The organism is Lentzea jiangxiensis (genome assembly GCF_900104175.1).
Lineage (GTDB): Bacteria > Actinomycetota > Actinomycetes > Mycobacteriales > Pseudonocardiaceae > Lentzea > Lentzea jiangxiensis.
The window spans coordinates 684,035-700,203 of the sequence record NZ_FNIX01000002.1 but is presented as its reverse complement, the minus strand read 5'-3'; the positions used below and the strand labels follow the sequence as shown (position 1 = coordinate 700,203).

At 70.9% G+C, this 16,169-nt stretch carries 21 protein-coding genes; 9 read left to right on the top strand and 12 right to left on the bottom strand.

The features are described 5' to 3' along the window. The first annotated feature begins 43 nt into the window (after window positions 1-43). The 3 genes from BLQ91_RS42560 to BLQ91_RS10855 are packed head-to-tail and all read left to right on the top strand — an operon-like array spanning window position 44 to window position 1,541. Window positions 44-289: a hypothetical protein gene (locus tag BLQ91_RS42560; protein WP_090096589.1), complete on the top strand. Its 246-nt coding sequence runs from the start codon at window positions 44-46 to the stop codon at window positions 287-289. Continuing rightward, window positions 286-1,134 carry an alpha/beta hydrolase gene (locus BLQ91_RS10860; RefSeq protein WP_090096588.1) on the top strand — a complete coding sequence of 283 codons (849 nt, stop codon included), beginning with the start codon at window positions 286-288 and terminating at the stop codon, window positions 1,132-1,134. Before BLQ91_RS42560 ends, BLQ91_RS10860 begins: the two co-directional genes overlap by 4 nt. Before the next feature lie 50 nt (window positions 1,135-1,184). Further along, window positions 1,185-1,541 (top strand): ArsR/SmtB family transcription factor, encoded by a 357-nt coding sequence (locus tag BLQ91_RS10855; protein ID WP_090096587.1) that lies wholly within the window; start codon window positions 1,185-1,187, stop codon window positions 1,539-1,541. Between the two features lie 3 nt (window positions 1,542-1,544). On the opposite strand, the gene BLQ91_RS10850 is transcribed toward BLQ91_RS10855, so the two are convergent. Then, window positions 1,545-1,967 carry an NAD(P)-binding domain-containing protein gene (locus BLQ91_RS10850; RefSeq protein WP_090096586.1) on the bottom strand — a complete coding sequence of 141 codons (423 nt, stop codon included), beginning with the start codon at window positions 1,965-1,967 and terminating at the stop codon, window positions 1,545-1,547. A gap of 41 nt (window positions 1,968-2,008) precedes the next feature. On the opposite strand from BLQ91_RS10850, the gene BLQ91_RS10845 reads away from it, so the two are divergent. Beyond that, window positions 2,009-2,236: a hypothetical protein gene (locus BLQ91_RS10845; protein ID WP_090096585.1), complete on the top strand. Its 228-nt coding sequence runs from the start codon at window positions 2,009-2,011 to the stop codon at window positions 2,234-2,236. A 588-nt stretch (window positions 2,237-2,824) separates the two neighbouring features. Next, on the top strand, window positions 2,825-3,088 hold the full coding sequence (locus tag BLQ91_RS10840; protein WP_143022585.1) for a hypothetical protein: 264 nt from the start codon (window positions 2,825-2,827) through the stop codon (window positions 3,086-3,088). A gap of 119 nt (window positions 3,089-3,207) precedes the next feature. Here BLQ91_RS10840 and BLQ91_RS10835 read toward each other — a convergent pair whose 3' ends face one another. The 4 genes from BLQ91_RS10835 to BLQ91_RS10820 all read right to left on the bottom strand — a co-directional run bounded on the left by BLQ91_RS10835 (window position 3,208) and on the right by BLQ91_RS10820 (window position 6,626). Beyond that, window positions 3,208-3,579: an STAS domain-containing protein gene (locus tag BLQ91_RS10835; protein ID WP_090096583.1), complete on the bottom strand. Its 372-nt coding sequence runs from the start codon at window positions 3,577-3,579 to the stop codon at window positions 3,208-3,210. Beyond that, entirely contained in the window at window positions 3,576-4,799 is a 1,224-nt protein-coding gene (locus BLQ91_RS10830) for a PP2C family protein-serine/threonine phosphatase (protein WP_090096582.1), read from the bottom strand. Before BLQ91_RS10830 ends, BLQ91_RS10835 begins: the two co-directional genes overlap by 4 nt. Beyond that, window positions 4,799-5,599, bottom strand: a complete 801-nt coding sequence (locus BLQ91_RS10825) for an alpha/beta fold hydrolase (RefSeq protein WP_090096581.1) — start codon at window positions 5,597-5,599, stop codon at window positions 4,799-4,801. Before BLQ91_RS10825 ends, BLQ91_RS10830 begins: the two co-directional genes overlap by 1 nt. 310 nt (window positions 5,600-5,909) lie before the next feature. Beyond that, the gene (locus BLQ91_RS10820; RefSeq protein WP_090096580.1) at window positions 5,910-6,626 is read right to left on the bottom strand and encodes a 3-keto-5-aminohexanoate cleavage protein; all 717 of its coding nucleotides are present in this window, start codon (window positions 6,624-6,626) and stop codon (window positions 5,910-5,912) included. A 228-nt stretch (window positions 6,627-6,854) separates the two neighbouring features. On the opposite strand from BLQ91_RS10820, the gene BLQ91_RS10815 reads away from it, so the two are divergent. After that, the gene (locus tag BLQ91_RS10815; RefSeq protein WP_090096579.1) at window positions 6,855-8,039 is read left to right on the top strand and encodes a fumarylacetoacetate hydrolase family protein; all 1,185 of its coding nucleotides are present in this window, start codon (window positions 6,855-6,857) and stop codon (window positions 8,037-8,039) included. A gap of 43 nt (window positions 8,040-8,082) precedes the next feature. On the opposite strand, the gene BLQ91_RS10810 is transcribed toward BLQ91_RS10815, so the two are convergent. From BLQ91_RS10810 to BLQ91_RS10795, 4 genes are all read right to left on the bottom strand, one after another. Further along, entirely contained in the window at window positions 8,083-8,499 is a 417-nt protein-coding gene (locus BLQ91_RS10810) for a DUF6892 domain-containing protein (protein ID WP_090096578.1), read from the bottom strand. A gap of 365 nt (window positions 8,500-8,864) precedes the next feature. After that, window positions 8,865-9,080, bottom strand: coding sequence for a hypothetical protein (locus BLQ91_RS10805; protein WP_143022584.1), 216 nt, complete (start codon window positions 9,078-9,080; stop codon window positions 8,865-8,867). Window positions 9,081-9,122: 42 nt separating this feature from the next. After that, window positions 9,123-9,515 carry a TIGR03618 family F420-dependent PPOX class oxidoreductase gene (locus tag BLQ91_RS10800; protein ID WP_090096576.1) on the bottom strand — a complete coding sequence of 131 codons (393 nt, stop codon included), beginning with the start codon at window positions 9,513-9,515 and terminating at the stop codon, window positions 9,123-9,125. Window positions 9,516-9,524: 9 nt separating this feature from the next. Continuing rightward, window positions 9,525-10,157 carry a TetR/AcrR family transcriptional regulator gene (locus BLQ91_RS10795; RefSeq protein WP_090096575.1) on the bottom strand — a complete coding sequence of 211 codons (633 nt, stop codon included), beginning with the start codon at window positions 10,155-10,157 and terminating at the stop codon, window positions 9,525-9,527. A 103-nt stretch (window positions 10,158-10,260) separates the two neighbouring features. Between BLQ91_RS10795 and BLQ91_RS10790 the strand changes: the two genes are divergently transcribed. After that, complete coding sequence (locus BLQ91_RS10790) at window positions 10,261-11,481, top strand: epoxide hydrolase family protein (RefSeq protein WP_090096574.1); 1,221 nt, start codon at window positions 10,261-10,263, stop codon at window positions 11,479-11,481. Here BLQ91_RS10790 and BLQ91_RS43600 read toward each other — a convergent pair. Then, window positions 11,471-11,803 (bottom strand): VldE C-terminal domain-containing protein, encoded by a 333-nt coding sequence (locus BLQ91_RS43600; RefSeq protein WP_342670623.1) that lies wholly within the window; start codon window positions 11,801-11,803, stop codon window positions 11,471-11,473. The genes BLQ91_RS10790 and BLQ91_RS43600 overlap by 11 nt on opposite strands. Window positions 11,804-11,861: 58 nt before the next feature. Here BLQ91_RS43600 and BLQ91_RS43595 point away from each other — a divergent pair, with 58 nt between their 5' ends. Together BLQ91_RS43595 and BLQ91_RS10780 are read left to right on the top strand one after the other, a co-directional pair. Continuing rightward, window positions 11,862-12,041 carry a hypothetical protein gene (locus tag BLQ91_RS43595; protein ID WP_342670622.1) on the top strand — a complete coding sequence of 60 codons (180 nt, stop codon included), beginning with the start codon at window positions 11,862-11,864 and terminating at the stop codon, window positions 12,039-12,041. A gap of 397 nt (window positions 12,042-12,438) precedes the next feature. Beyond that, entirely contained in the window at window positions 12,439-14,451 is a 2,013-nt protein-coding gene (locus BLQ91_RS10780) for an ATP-dependent Clp protease ATP-binding subunit (RefSeq protein WP_245733317.1), read from the top strand. 211 nt (window positions 14,452-14,662) lie between these two features. Here BLQ91_RS10780 and BLQ91_RS10775 read toward each other — a convergent pair whose 3' ends face one another. Then, entirely contained in the window at window positions 14,663-15,667 is a 1,005-nt protein-coding gene (locus BLQ91_RS10775; RefSeq protein ID WP_090096770.1) for a zinc-dependent alcohol dehydrogenase family protein, read from the bottom strand. Then, the gene (locus BLQ91_RS10770) at window positions 15,664-16,158 is read right to left on the bottom strand and encodes an SDR family oxidoreductase (protein ID WP_090096571.1); all 495 of its coding nucleotides are present in this window, start codon (window positions 16,156-16,158) and stop codon (window positions 15,664-15,666) included. Before BLQ91_RS10770 ends, BLQ91_RS10775 begins: the two co-directional genes overlap by 4 nt. Window positions 16,159-16,169: the final 11 nt, after the last annotated feature.

Genomic DNA, 16,169 nt, shown 5'->3' with positions numbered 1-16,169 from the left:
GATAAGATTTATCCAATGGAAAATCGGTCGGAGGGTTCGGGTAGTGGATGCGGTGGTCGTGGACGGCTCGGGTCGCGATCCGTGCGACGTCGCCGTCACAGTCGAGGACGGGCGCATCACCGAGCTGCAGGCGGCCACCACGTCCTGTCTGTGCGCCCTCGCTCCCGGCGAGCAGGCAGACCTCGTGCTGTGGAACGGCAACCCGCTCGACGCCCCGGCCGTCTTCGCCGACCCCGCCAACGCCGTACTAGCCGTCCAAACCGGACGTGTTGTGAAGGATCTCCGATGAGCACCATGTGGCACGGCTGCTTCGCCGACACCGACTACTTCGAGCTGCGTTCCAGCGGCGGGCACGACTACGGCGTCTGGGTCACCACGCCACCGGGCTACGACCCCGCCACGGCGCAGGCGCCCGTCGTGTACGTGCTCGACGGCAACTGGGCGGTCGGCCTGACGGCCCCGCTCATCGTCACCCAGCAGGACCCCATGCAGAAGATCAAACCGTACGTCCAGGTCAGCATCGGCTACGCGGGCGGAGAAGCGGAGCACTGGGCGAGGCTGCGCAACAGGGACCTCGTGCCGCCCGGCGAGCCCGTCGCCCAGGAGTTCCTCGACGCCGTCGACATGGGGGTCCGGACGGGTTCGATGACCCGCGAGGAAGCCGACGCCTACGTCGACGAGCTGCGCGACACCCGAGGCGATGCGTTCCTGAGCTTCATCACCGACGAACTGCACCCCCGGATCGAACGCGACTACGGCACGGCCACGAGCGGTCACGGCCTTTTCGGTTACTCCTACGGCGGACTGTTCACCCTCTACGCCTGGCTCAGCGGCACGACGCTCTTCGAGAGCATCGGCGCTGGAAGCCCCGGTGTCGCCAGTGAGGGAAGCCGCGTCTTCGCGCAGATCCGCGAACTGGCCGACCAGCCGGCCAAGCTCCACCTGACCTTCAACGACCGGGAGCTGCTCGGAACCGTGCCCGTCTACCAGAACCTCGCGAAGAACGCGGCCACCGTCCTGCACCTCCTCACCTCCCGCGGCGCGGCCGTCACCAGTGAGGTGCTGCGCGAAACGCATGTGACCGGCCTGCAGGCCTCGTTCCTCAGCTACCTCAGGACCTGCCGTGCGCTGTGAGCACCGGAACACCTGTTGCACCGAGGCCGTTGCGCGACCAACATTGAGACATGTCGAAGCAAGGGCCGGGCTGCTGCGAGCCGCCGCCGGAGGAACCGCCCGCCGTGGAGCAGGCGGCGGAGCTGGCGCTGATGTTCAAGGCGCTCGGCGACCCGGTGCGCCTGCGGTTGTTCTCGATGATCGCCTTCCGTCCGGAGGGCGAGGTCTGCGTGTGTGAGCTGACGCCCGCGTTCGAGCTGTCGCAGCCGACGATCTCGCACCACCTGAAGCTGTTGCGCCAGGCCGGTTTGGTGGATTCGGAGCGGCGGGGCACGTGGGTGTACTACCGGGCGCGGCCGGAGATGGCCGGCCGGATGGCCGCGATGCTGAGCAGCGTTGCCGGTGAACGGCGTGCCATCGCGGTGTGAGCGTCAAGCCGCCGCGGCGGCGATCTGGGCGCCGGAGTTGCCGCCACCCACCACCACGACCTTCCGGCCCGGGAACTCGAGCGGGTCGCGGTAGTCGGCGGTGTGCAACTGGCGGCCCGGCCGGTCCACCAGCGGGCGGAACGGACGCCACCAGGTGCCGGTCGCGCTGATGACGTGCCGCGCGGTCGGGTAGCCGTCCGGGAAGGGCGGCATCGGCCAACCGGGCAGGGAGCTGTGCCGTGCGACGGAGAACAGCCGCAGCGAGTTCCACGCGTGCGGCCACGCCCCGCCGGGCACCGGCTGTGCGTCGAGCACGACGTGGTCGATCCCGGCCCGGCGCAGGTGGAAGGCGGCGGCCAGTCCTGCCTGGTAGCCGACCACGGCCGACAGCGTCTTGCCGCCGTCGGCCGAGGCCCGGGTTCCCATCGACGGGCGAGGCCGTCGACCACCCCAGTACCTTCACCTGCATGACCGAAGAACAAGGCGGCCCCACGCTGCAGCCGACGCTGTCCGAGTGGCTCAAGGCGCGCGAGGAGACAGCGCGGCACCTGGCCGCGGGCACGCCACCCGTCAACGGGAAGTGGGTTCAGCGCCTCGCCGACCTGCTCGCCACCGAGCGGTCGTGGCAGGACCAGTACACCGATCTCGTCGCGCTCGGCAGCGCGGACGGGCAGTTCCCCTCGTCGAACCGCTGAACTCCGCGCACGCGATCGGGAAAGGGCGTACTATCGGGTCGAGGGATGGACGCGTTCTGCGTCTCCCGCGCGTGGCGCAGCCGGTCAGGCCCGCACCACGCCCTCTTCTTCCGAACGGAAACCATCTGTGCCGCTGCATTCCCCGGACGCGCTCTTCAGCCACCCGGAAGCCCACGACCCGTCCGCCGCGACGGGTTCATCCGACTCACACCAGCCGTCCTGGCTCAACCTGTTCCAGGAGCCGGTGCCGGTTCAGCGTTCCTCCTCGGACAGCTGAGCGCCTCGAACGCCTGCGGCGAGACCCGACTCCCACCTGATCAGGTGAAGGCGTGAAGTCCGCGAGCACCAGGTGGCGGTCCGCCCCGGGGTTCCGGTGACCGCCGTGTTGCCCGGTGCCGCTCGTCGTTGGGGTAGGGTCGGAGGCGTTGGGGTTTCCAGTTGCCGGTATCCAGCCGCCGCGGTCCCCGATCCGATCCGGTCCGGGTTTCTTCCTCCGGCCGGGGACAGGAGCACCGGCTTGCAGCCGGATCGCCCGTACTTCTCGTTGCCCCTCAGTGAGTTCGTCTCCCTCCAGGAACCGGTGACCTCATGACGCCGCCTGTGACGCTGGGAGCCGCCGCCTGCTTCGCGAACGCCAGGATCGCCGCGGAGCAGGCCGAGTTCGTCCAGCAGCGCCAGGCCGCCCGCAGGGTCGCGGAGCACGCGCGCGACGCCGGTGACTGCCTGGACCTGCTCACGATGCTGGGGCTGTCCAACCTCGCGCCGACCGTCGTGCCCCCCGCGCATCCGACGAACATGACGTTCCCAGATGCGCTCGGTGTGTCCCGGCCGGCCGAAGCAGATCATCGATGACTCAGGGAACCGTGAAGTGGTTCACCGGGACCACGGAATTCCGCTTCCTCTGACCTCCCTGAACGGGCGCATCGCGAGATGCGCCCGTTCAGCGCGCGCAGACGGGGCCGGGACGTCGCTCAAGCACCTCCCGCGCTGTTCGCGTCGCGCGCCGACAGCGCGTCGTCCAGGTTGGGGCGGAACGTGAAGAGGGCGTCCAGGCCGATCATCCCGAGAACCCTGAGCGTCTGACGCGGAACGCCGACGAGGACGACGTCGGCGCGGGCGGCGGCCGCGTGGTTCCTGGCCGCGATGAACGCCGAGATGCCGCTCGAGTCGCAGAAGCGCATCCCTGACACGTCCAGGACGAGCAACTCCCCCTCGCGCAGCACGAGACCGCGGATCCCCGCGAGCACTCCGGGCGCCGTGTGCGTGTCGACGTCCCCCTTGAGGCCGAGGACCACACCGGCCGCGACAGGACGAAGGGACATCGAGAAGGCGTCGTCGCTCATGTTCCAGCACCGTCCTGTGAAGGCACGCTCATCGCCAGCAGCGCGGTGTCGTCCTCGACACCGTCGCCGAGGCTTTCCAACAGCCGGTTGACGGCGTCGATCACGACCGCCGCGGTCGCCGGCACCAGGCCGCTGAGGTCGTCCCTCAGGTCTTCCTCGCTGTACCAGCGGTCCGCGCCGGTCCGCGCCTCGGTCAGGCCGTCGGTGTAGAGCAGGATCGCGTCGCCGGGCTCCAGCCGGATCTCGTCGACGACGAACCGCGCCTCCTCCAGCGCTCCGACCAGCTGTCCGCCGCGCAGGTGCAGCAACGACGACGTCCCGTCCGCGCGGAGCACCAGAGCCGGCGTGTGGCCTCCACCGGCCACGGTCATCACGGCGCCGGCACCGTCGAGGCGCAGGTTGCCGTAGATGACCGTGCAGAAGCGCGGGTACTCGCCCTGGTGGGCTTGGTAGAGCACGGTGTTGAGGTGGGCCAGCACGCTCGCGGGGTCCGGGTCGTAGACCGCCGCCCCCCGCAGGGTGTACCGGATCAGGGAGGTCACCACGGCCGCGTTCTCCCCCTTGCCGGACACGTCGCCGAGGAAGAACCCCCAGGTGTTGCCGGACAGCGGGAACAGGTCGTAGAAGTCACCGCCGACCTGGTCGAGCGACGCGGGGTGGTAGTAGGCGGCGACCTCCATGCCGGGCACCTCCGGCAGTGCGGGAGGCAACAAGGTCTGCTGCAGCGTCCTGGCCAGCCGCTGCACCCGGTCGCGTTCGAGTTCGGCCTCTTCGCGCGCACGCAGGAGCTCCTGCTCGTACGCCCGCCTGTCGTGCGCGTCGAACACCATCGTCCGGATCGAGTGCGGCCGGCCGTCCGCGCCGGTCTTGACGGCCGAGGTCAGCAGCACCGGCAACCGCGTGCCGTCCGCGGTCTTCAACTCCAGCGCGACACCACCGAGCTCGCCCTGCATCTGCAGCAGCGGCGCGAAGTGCGTCTCGTAGTAGATCCGGCCGCCGACGGTGAGCAGGTCGGAGAAGCTCCTGCGCCCCACCAACGCGTCCCGCTCGTAGCCGAGCCAGCGCAGCAGGGTCGCGTTGATCTTCGCGATCGTGCCGTCGAGCGACGTCGACAGGTATCCGCACGGCGCGTTGTCGTACAGGTCCTCGACGTTCTCCTCCGGCAACGCCGAGAACGGGGGTCCTGTCCCACCACCGGGCCACTCGCCCGCCGCCCGCATCAATGAGCACCGACGAACGCCGTGATCGCCTCGGCGGTCGGCCCGGGGTCGCTGAGCTGCGGGCAGTGGCCCACCGCGTCCAGCGTCACGAGCCGGCTGCCCCGCACCTGCTCGTGGACGAACTGGCCGACCTCACGCGGCGCGATGGCGTCACGAGCGCACTGGACCACCAGGGTGGGCACCGAGACCTCGGTCAGGTCGGCGCGGTTGTCGGACAGGAACGTGGTCCGGGCGAACGCCCGCGCGATGACGGGATCGGTGCGGCAGAAGCTGTTCGTCAGCTCCTCACCCAGCTCCGGACGCCCGGGGTTGCCCATGATCACCGGTGCCATGGCCGCCGACCACCCGAGGTAGTTCGACTCCAGCGAGTAGAGCAGTTCGTCGATGTCCGCGCGGCTGAACCCACCCCGGTAGTCACCATCGTCCACATAGCACGGTGACGGCGTCAGCAGCACCAGCTTCGCGAACCACTGAGGCTCGCGGTTCACCGCGAGCACCGCGATCATCGCGCTGACCGAGTGCCCGACCAGCACCACGTCGCGCAGGTCCAGCTCGCGGCAGATCCTCAGCACGTCGTCGGCGTACCCCTCGAGCGAGGTGTAACGCTCGGCCGTCCACGCCGACAGGTCCGACCGGCCAGCACCGACGTGGTCGAACAACACCACCCGGTGTCTTTCCGCGAGCAGGGGAACCACCAGACGCCACAGGTTCTGGTCACAGCCGAACCCGTGCGCGAGCAGAACGGTCGGTCCGGTCTCGTTGCCGGTCACGACCACGTTGTTCCTGGCGATGACGTCCACCCGGCGATCCTGCCACCTCCGGCGGCGAATGCCACGGCACCCGTCCGGGGCACGGCGTGCCCGGATGTCGGTCATGGTCACAGCCGGTGTCCGCGGTGCCGGTCACCCAAGCCCGCTACTCCGGGTCGTCCCCTGCTCATCGGCGTTCCCGGCTGTCGCCGGCAGGAAGCCTCGACACGGCGAAGGACCGTCACCGCAGGGGTGATGGTCCTTCCCAGGGGCTGCTGTCAGCACGGGGTGCAGCCGCCCACCTGAACCTGCTTGCCATGGACACCACCACGAAAGCGGGATCGAACGCAGCACCTTCCCATCACGTGGGCAGGTCGCCGGCGAGGGCGGCGCGGACGAGGGCGGCATTGCCGGTCGCGGGCTCACCGCCGGGCAGGACGAGGGTGTCCTCCAAGCCGATGCGGGTGTCCAGGCCGCGGGCGAGCGCGATGCGCAGGACCACCCACGCGGCGTCCTTTTCGCCGTGCAGCAGCACGGGACGGTCGAAGCCGGCGAGGTCTTGCAGCGCCGTCTCCACGGCGGCGGGCGCCGTCTCCGGGTTCGTGTCGGTGATCTCGGCGAGCACCCGCACAACGCGGTGCGCGTGCGGCCAGTCGAGGAACCGCTTGGCGCCCCCGGTGCCGGAGAACAGCCCGGCCTCGATGCCGACACCCCTGTCCAGCAGGGCTTCCGCGATGAGCTCGGCGCCGTCCTCGTGCCAGTTCACCGAGGCGTGGTCGGGCAGCACGGTCCACGACCTGATGAGCGCGGCCCTGCGCTGCGGTGACGGGTCGATCCAGTCGCCCGTCGTCACGCCGACCGCGACCCCCGGCACGGCGGCGCGCACGGCCTCGACCGCCGCTCCGACGTGCTCGGGTGACAGCGTGTCCTGGTCGCGGGGGTCCTTCGGGTGGAGGTGGACGTCCTGCGCCCCCGCCGCCACCGCGGCGCGCGCGGCCTCAGCCAGCTCCGCGGGGGTGAACGGCAGATGGGCGGACGCGGAGCGGGGCAAGGCACCGTTGAGGCACACCTGGAGCACTGCCCGATGTTGGCACAGGAGCGCGCGGCGCGCAGAGCTGATCCACTCGGGCGAACCGCGCGGCGAGCGCGCCCACTTCGCGATAGTGGCCGGGGGCGAACAGGTCGGTGCGGTACTCGGCCACGCACCCGTGACCTACTCGCACTTCGTCCGCGAGAATCGCCGAGTTCGTGGCACGGCAGCGCGTGGGCGCCGTCGACTTCGAGCTGAACCGCAGGAAGGACTTCCATGGGGATCTCGCTGAACTCCGCCGACGTTCTCCCCCGAGACGCAGCGGACGCCGCCCTGGTCGCACGGGTCTTCGACCCGTCCGCGGGCGGCCCTTCGGTCGTGGCGATCCGCGGCGACGAGGTCGTCGACCTGTCTCACGTGACACCGACTGTGTCGTCGCTGCTCGAGCGGCCGGACGCGCTGGAGATCGTCAAGAACCACCCGGGCGGCACGTCGTGGCCGTTCGAGGAGGTCCTGGCCGCCACGACGGACCCGACCGGCGCTGTTCCCCGGTTCCTGGCACCGGTCGACCTGCAGGTGCTCAAAGCCGCCGGCGTGACCTTCGTCCGCAGCATGCTGGAGCGGGTCATCGAGGAGCGCGCCGACGGCGATCCCGCGCGAGCCGAGGAAGTGCGCGAGAAGGTGGGCGCGATCGTCCAGGGCCACATCTCCCACCTGGAACCGGGATCCGCCGAGGCCGCGGAGGTGAAGGAGGTCTTGCAGGCCGAGGGCCTGTGGTCGCAGTACCTCGAGGTCGGCATCGGCCCCGACCCGGAGATCTTCACCAAGGCCCCGGTGCTCTCGGCGGTGGGACTGGGAGCCGACATCGGCGTTCTCGCCCGCTCGGCCTGGAACAACCCGGAGCCCGAGCTCGTCCTGGTGGTGAACTCGCGCGGGAACCCGGTCGGCGCGACGCTCGGCAACGACGTCAACCTGCGCGACTTCGAGGGCCGCAGCGCTCTGCTGCTCACCGAGGCGAAGGACAACAACGCCTCCTGCGCCATCGGGCCGTTCCTGCGGCTCTTCGACGACGGGTTCACCCTGGCGGACGCCAAAGCCACCGAAATCGCCCTGGACGTCACCGGTCCCGACGGCTTCGAGCTGCACGGCGTGAACCCCGTCTCCGAGATCAGCCGGGAGCTCGAGGACCTCGTGTCGCACGCGTTCGGCGCCCACCACCGCTACCCCGACGGCTTCGCGCTGTTCACCGGCACGATGTTCGCTCCCACCGAGGACCGGGACCAGCCCGGCGAGGGGTTCACCCACAAGATCGGGGACGTCGTCCGCATCTCCTCGCCCCTGCTGGGCGCGTTGACGAACGTCGTGAACACGGCCGAGGACGCCGAAGACTGGACGTTCGGCATCACGGCGCTGATGGAGAACCTCGCCGCACGGGGCTTGCTGGGCCCGCGGACCTCATGATCGGGTCCGAAGCCCGGTTCTCCCCTCTCGAACAGCCCGCGGGTCAGAGCCAGTCCGCCTCGATCCCACGGGCACGCAGCGCCTCCAGGGCCTGCTCGTCACCCGTGTAGAACAGCGTCATCGACTTCAGGTTGGGGAAGTGCCGCACGTCGGCGAACTCGTGGACGTCGAACAGCCCGTCCTCGCCGTCCCAGTTCGGCGCGATCTCGAGGTAGATCTCGTTGCCGCCGTCCATCCCGATCTCGGTGATCTTCTCCGCGAGCTCGCCGGGGACCTCGAGCGCCTCGAAGTACGCCAGGGCTTCGGGCACCGCCTCGAAGCTTCCGCCGTCGTAGGTGAAGCCCTGCGCGGCGGCGTACTCGCGCAGGTCGAACTTCGGCAGGAGGTCCTGGTCGTACATCAGCTCCTGCACGACGGCGAGCTTGAAGTTGGCGTCGGTGAACGGGATCGGCTGGCTCATGGCCGAACCGTACCGGCGCGGGCCGAGCCGGACGCGACGGGCCGAAGCCGGGAGGTGCCGCGTCGGCGACGCCGGCGAGTCCGACCGGGACCCCGCTGCCCAGGAGGTAGCGGGCGTTGGCCGGTGGCCCGGCTGGCCGCGATCCCGACGCCGGAAACGGTGCGCCTCAACGGATTCACCGCGAGATCGACCGCGGCGGCCCGTTCCAGATGGACGGCAAGGGCACTGTTCGAGGCTCGCGGCTTCGCCGAGCTGGACACGGCTGCTCGTAGATCGGCGGACGGGGTGAGTCGGGTGTGCGGCGCCGCGCACCCCGCTCCCGATGTCGACCAGGCCGATCGATTCAATCTCCCCCGCTCAGCGGGTCACGGCCCGTTCTTGCGCCTCGCCGCCCAGCGCGTCACGGGTTGCGTGAGCAGCAGGACGAACCCACCCGCCAGGGCAGCGGGCAAGGCACCCGGTGCTTCGTCGCGGAAGAGGATCGCGAGCACCAGGGCGAGCAGCCACAGCGCAGCGATCACCAAGCGTCTCCCGACCATCGGCGAACCCTCCTCTTCTTCCTGCTCCACAGACGAAGTCATGTTGCCAGACCATTCGGTCCGGCCGCCCGAGGCGGCCGGACGTCAGGGCGTGTGCATCCGGTCGACCTTGACCGTGAGCACGACGCGCCGCTGCCCACTGCCGCCGAAACCGGGGTAGGGCCGGCCGAGGTACTTCTCGGACAGTTCGTCGACGTGCTCCCGGGCGCCGGCCTCGGTGACGTCCACGACGCTGCCGCGCAGGGCCCAGTACCGCGAGGGCGCCGCGGGGTCGGCGATGCCGAGGGCGACCCGCGGATCACGCCGCACGTTGCGGGTCTTCCGGTGGGTGTCGACGGTGTTGATGAGGACGTGCACGCCGTCCGTGCCCGCCCAGGTCTGGGAGATCTGCGGCGATCCGTCCGGCATGAGCGTGGTCACGAAGCAGATCGCCCTGTCGTTGAGGACGCCGATCAGATCATCGGGCAGAGCCGTCATGTGCTGGTCTCACTTCGCCTGGTCGTTGTAGAGGTGGTCGATGACCGTCTCGTCCGGCTGCTCGCCGGAGAGGTCGGCGTGGCGCAGGCCCGCGAGGGCGATCCTCAGCGCGCGGCGCCACAGCCACGGGGCGTTCTGGCGGGAGACGTCCATGACGCTGCCCACCATCACGTGCACCGCGGCGAAGTCGGCGGGCGTCGCCCCAGGCGGCAGCTGGCCCGCCCGGACGGCGCGGTCGACGAGCCCGGCGACGAGCGGGGTCATCCGGTCGTGCGCCCGTCGCACCAGTTCGATGGCCTGACTTCGGCCTCGCAGCAGCTCCCCCAGTCCCCTGCTGCGCGCCTCGACCTCCAGCTGACGTTCGAGGAACCAGGTGAGCCCGGCCCACGCGTCGTCGTAGCGGGAGGCCTGCTCGGCGAGGTCGGTCACCATGTCGACGTGCTCGCTGAACAGGGCGTTCAGCAGGTCTTGCCGCTGCGGGAACCGGCGGTACATCGTGCCCATCCCGGTGCCGGCGGCACGGGCGATGTCCTCGTACGAGACGTCCAGCCCTTGCGAGGCCATGAGCTCGTACGCGGTGCGCAACAACAACTGGCGGTTGCGCTCGGCGTCCCGGCGCAGAGGAGGGGGTGCTTCGGTCACCTACCCGACCCTAGAGAAGCGGAAGACAAATTCCAAGTTGAAGATTTCTTCCACTTATGCCTACGATCGTGCCGTCCAGTTCTCCCCCAGCCTTGGAGCACCCGTGCCCTTCGCACCCGCCGACGCGGTCGAACCGTTCCCGATCGCCGTGCCCGAAGCTGCTCTGCAGGACCTGCGGCGCCGACTGGGCGACACCCGGTGGCCGGACCGGGAAACGGTCCAGGACGGCAGTCAAGGGCCGCGACTGGACCGCCTCCGCGCCCTGTGCGAGCACTGGGCCACCGGCTACGACTGGCGGCGCGCCGAGCGGGACATCAACGACCTCGGCTCGTCCCGCACCGCCATCGACGGCGTCGACATCCACTTCCTGCACGTCAGGTCACCCGAGCCCGATGCCGTGCCGCTGCTGCTCTGCCACGGCTGGCCCGGCTCGGTCCTGGAGTTCCGCCGCCTCGTGGGACCGCTGACAGATCCGGTCGCGCACGGCGGCGACGCCCGCGACGCGTTCCACGTGGTGATCCCCTCGATGCCGGGCTTCGGCTTCTCCGGCAAGCCGACCACCACCGGCTGGAACACCTCGCGCATCGCCGATGCGTGGATCACCCTCATGCGGCGCCTGGGCTACGGCACCTGGTTCGCGCAGGGTGGCGACTGGGGCGCGGCCGTCGTCGAGCAGATCACCCGCAAGGCGCCGGAGCGGTGCCTGGGCGCGCACTTCAACCTGCCGCTGGTGTTCCCGACCGCGCAGGAGATCGCCGAGGCCACCGACGAAGAGCAGCGGATGATCGCCCGCGCCCAGCGCTACCAGAGCAGTCAGAGCGCGTACGCCCAGGAACAGGCGACCCGGCCGCAGACGATCGGCTATTCGCTCGCGGACTCACCGGCCGGCCTCGCCGCCTGGATCTACACGCTCTTCGAGGACGTCACCGACAGCGACGGCAACCCCGAGGACGTCATCGACCGCGACGAGATCCTCGACGACGTGATGCTCTACTGGCTGCCCAACGCCGCGGCGTCCTCCGCACGGCTGTACTGGGAGGAGGGCTGGGGCGGCGCGGCGGCCGGCTCCCCGCCGCCGAACCCCGTTCCCGCCGGTTTCAGCATCTTCCCCGGCGAGGCGGTGCAGGCGTCGCGGCGCTGGGTCGAGCGGCGTTACGAGACGGTGCTGCACCACGCCCGGCTCGAGCGGGGCGGCCACTTCGCCGCGCTCGAGCAACCGGAGGTCCTCACCGGCGAGATCCGCAAGACCTTCCGGTCACTGCGGGTCCCACGAGTTCAGTCCACACAGGACAGCGCAGGCGACTGCGGCGGGATCAGCAGGTGACCTTGACGGTCGCGTTCGCCTGGAACGACACGTGCACGTGGTCCATGTGGTTGGCCGTGGGGCTTCCCCGGTCCTCCATCACCGACCAGCCACTGCCGTCGTTGTAGCGCTGGCGCCAGATCACGTAGGTGACGCCGAACGCCTTGCGGTTGGCCAGCACGTACTCGGCCACCGAGTTGCCGGTGGCCGTGTCGACCATGAAGTCCAGTGCCAGACCGGTGGGGTGGTCACCGCCGCCGGCCCTGCCGGCGGCGCCACCGATGTCCTCGACGCCGAACTTGCCCCCGACGTGGTGTCCCACCTGGGCCACGTGCGGCTTCACGCCGTTCAGCGTGGTCGGGCAGGGCGGCGGAGGGGGTGGAGGCGGTGGAGGTGGCGGCGTGGTCGTCTCCGGCGTGGTCGTGGTCACCGGAGGCGGCGTGGTGGTCACCGGAGCCGGCGAGGACGACGGGGACGACGGGGACGACGCGGTGGTCGACGTGACAGGCGACTGGCTCTGGCTCACGGACGTCGACGGCGCCGTCAGGAGGGCGGCGGCTCCGGTGGGGTCGACCGGCTGACCGGAATCGCGGACGACCCAGAAGGTCGCGACGAGACCCGCGGTGAGGGTGGCGGCCACCGCGATGGGCAGCTTTCGGTTGGGTGTGCCTTGCGTTCTATGTCGGCCCGGCAATTCAGACACCTTGCGTTGGGGACAGGGCATGCTCACACGGCCCGCCACATTACGAAATGAGCACGAGAACGTCACGGTCCAGTGTTGATGGTCACATAGCCGCTGGTGAGCGCCCTGCTACAGCAGGTGACAACAGACCGGCGTCGCGGAGTGTCCACCGAGGTCACGGCCCCGGCGGGCGGTGCGGCCGACCGTGACAGTCCCGCACGACTGATCTGTGCTCACCGCGCATGCAGAGCAGGATCGAGAAAGGAAGTCCCTCGATCGGGTGGAGGTGGCGGGCCGTGCGCGGTGACGACTGGGTGTTCGGCTTCGGGTCCAACTCGTGGGAGGACGTCGTCGGGAAGCTGTTCGGCGGGCTGGGCCAGCCGCCGTCCGCGACCAGGCGCACGGACCACTACGGCCGTGATCTCACCGCGGCGGCGCGCGACGGCCTGCTCGACCCGGTGATCGGCCGGGACGACGTCGTCGACGAGGTGCTCGAGGTGCTGTCGCGGCGCACCAAGAACAACCCCGTCCTGATCGGTGACCCGGGAGTCGGCAAGACCGCCATCGTCGAGGGCATCGCGGCGCGGATCGCCGGTGGCGACGTGCCCGCCACGCTCCGGGACCGCCGGCTGATCTCCCTCGACCTGGCGGGCATGGTGGCCGGGGCGAAGTACCGGGGCGAGTTCGAGGAACGGCTCGAAGGCGTGATCGAAGAGGTGGCGGCGTCCAACCGGATGGTGGTCCTGTTCATCGACGAGCTGCACACGGTCGTGGGGGCCGGTAGTGCCGAAGACGCGCCGATGGACGCCGCGAACATGCTCAAACCGGTGCTCACGAGCGGACGGCTGCAGGTGATCGGGGCCACCACGGCCGAGGAGTACCGCCGCCACATCGCGAAGGACGCCGCGTTCGAACGGCGGTTCCAGCCGGTCCTCGTCGCCGAACCGTCGCCCGGCGAGGCGATCGCCATCCTCCGCGGCCTGCGCGCCCGCTACGAGGCGCACCACGGGGTGCGGATCACCGACGAGGCGATCGTGTCGGCCGTCGAGCTGTCGGCCCGCTACGTCACCGACCGGTTCCTGCCCGACAAGGCGGTCGACCTGGTGGACCGCGCGGGCGCGCGCGTCCGGTTGCGGGAGAAGGCCCCGATGCCCCCGGACCCGGCGCAGCTCGAACAGCGCGTGCACCGCCTGAAGCGGGAGAGGGACACCGCACCGGCCGAGGAGGTGCCGTTCCTCGACGACGAGCTGCGCCGCGCCGTGGCGGACCTGGAAGCCGCCCGCGCCGCGCTGGCCGACGCGCCCGAGGTCGGGTCCAACGACGTCGCCGAGGTCGTCTCGCGCAGCACGGGCATCCCAGTCGCCCAGCTCACCGAGGCCGAACGACACCGGTTGCTGCACCTGGAGGACCTGCTGCACCAGCGGATCGTCGGACAGGAGGAGGCGGTCGAGGCGGTGGCCGACGCGGTCCGCCAGGGGCGGGCCGGTCTCAAGCACCCGCAACGGCCCGTCGGCTCGTTCCTGTTCCTCGGCCCGACCGGCGTGGGCAAGACGGAGGTCGCGCGGGCGCTGGCGGAGGCGCTCTTCGGGTCGCAGGACCGGCTGATCCGGTTCGACATGAGCGAGTTCGGGCAGCAGCACGCGGTCTCCCGGCTGATCGGCGCACCACCGGGCTACGTGGGCTACGAGGACGCGGGCCAGCTCACCGAGGCGGTCAGGCGCGCGCCGTACTCGGTCCTGCTGCTCGACGAGATCGAGAAGGCGCACCCGGACGTCTTCAACACCCTGCTGCAGGTGCTCGACGCGGGAAGGCTCACCGACGGTCAGGGGCGCACCGCCGGCTTCGCCAACACCGTGATCATCATGACCAGCAACATCGGCGCCGACCAGCTGCTCACCGCGGGCGCCTCGGGGGTCGAGGTGGACCAGGTGCGCGGGCCGCTGATGGCCGCGGTCCGCCGGTGCTTCCGGCCGGAGTTCCTCAACCGCCTGGACGAGATCATCCTGTTCCGCGGCCTCGACCCCGGCCAGCTGCGCCAGATCACCGCGCTGCTGCTCGAGCGCACCCGCCACCGGCTGCGCGAGCAGGGCATCACGCTGGAGGTGGACGACCAGGCAGTCGACTGGCTCGCGGCCCGCGGCTACGCGCCGGAGTACGGAGCCCGGCCGCTGCGCCGCACGATCGCCAAGGAGCTCGACCGCCGGTTGTCCCGCGCGCTGCTCGCGGGCGATCTGCGCGCCGGGCACCACGTCCTCGTGACCGTCGTCGACGCCGACCTCGCGCTGACGTTCACCGATCCCGTGGACTGATCGATCGCCTGGTCGGTGCGGCTTCGAGCCGGGCCGGCACGTGCTCGTGCCACGGTGTGCCGGCTCATTCGTCGCGGTCCTCGGCGGCGGTGCGCCGGGGGGGGGTGAGCCTGACGCGGTCCAGGTCGTCACGTCTGGGCACGTCGCATTGGGGACGCTGATCGGCAGACGCCCCGCGACTCCCGGCTGCTGCGATCCGCCGAGGTCGCGGTCACGGCACCGTGATGACGACCTTGCCGACCACACCCCCGCGTTGGTGATGCGCGAACGCCTCTCGCGCGTCACCGAACTCGTGGACGCTGTCCACGACCGGGCGGAGGTCGTGCCGTTCCATGAACGCGATCAGCTCCCGGTGCTGCGCCGCGGTGCCGACGGCCACGCCGCGCAGCGACCCTCCCGAGCCGAACAGGAGCATGGGGTCGAGCGGCAGCGGTTCGCGGGCGAACAGGCCGACCAGGGCGACTTCGCCCTGCCTAGCGAGCGCGGTGAGCGAGTCGGTGATCGTGGCCGTGCCGACGGTGTCGACGACGTTGCGGACGCCTCCGGTGATCTCGCGCAGCCTCGCGCCCCACTGCGGGAAGTCCGCGCTGTTCACGACCTCGGCCGCTCCCGCGTCGCGCAGCCGCCGCTCCGCTGACGCTCGGCGCACGACCCCGAAGTAGTCGGCGCCTGCGGCTTTCGCGAGCTGCATCGCGTACAGCGCGACACCACCCGTGCCCAGCGAGGCGACCTTCTCCCCCGCCGCCACCTCACGGCCGCCGAACAGGGCGTTCCACGCCGTGACGCCGGCGCAGGGCAGTGTCGCCGACTCGACGTGCCCGAGGTGCGCGGGAGCCCGCACCACCTGGTTCACCGGCAGGACGACGTGCGAGGCGAGGACTCCGGGAGCGTCCAGGGCGCCGAGTCCCAGCGGCGGGGTGGGGACGGGGGCGTCTTGCCAGTGCAGGTTGGTCACGGCCGCGCCCACCTCGAACTCCGCGACGCCGTCGCCCACCGCGTCGACGACTCCCGCGACGTCGGAGAGCGGCACGAGCTCACGGCCGGGGATCCGGCCGAACGGTCCGCGCAGCACCATCTGGTCGCGGCCGTTGAGGGACACGGCGTGCACTCGCACGCGCACCTCACCCGGTCCGGGCTGCCGCAGCGGAACCTCGTGGAGCCGCAACGCGTCGGCGGAGACGGCGTCCGGGGGCAGCACCCACCGCAGCGCGGTCATCGGTTCCACTCCAGCCGGGTCGCGCCGATGCCACCGTCGACGGCGATGGTGGTGCCGTGGACGAACTCCGCCGCCGGGGAGGCGAGCCAGACGACCGCCTGGGCGACCGCGGCGGTGGTGACCGGGCGCCGGGCGGGCGTCGCGGCGACCAGGACGTGCGGCGCCCGGACGTTGACCGCCAGCGTCGCGTCCAGCTCGTCGTCGGACAGATCGGGTGTGGTGGTGGGCGGGCAGACGGCCGCGTTGTTTACGAGCAGGTCGATGCGTCCGTCGAGCGCCTCGGTCGTGCGGGCGGCGAACGCCCGCAGCTCGGCGGGCGGCGCGGTGAGCTCGGACGGGAGGAAGACCGCGCCGAGCTCGTCCGCCAGCGCGGCACCCCTGGGCCGGTCGCGGCCGGTGATCACCACGCGGGCGCCGGTGGCGGCCGGCGCCCGTGCGGTGGCCGCGCCGATCCCGGACGTGGAGCCGGTGATGAGTGCATGTGTTGCCATGTCCCCACCAC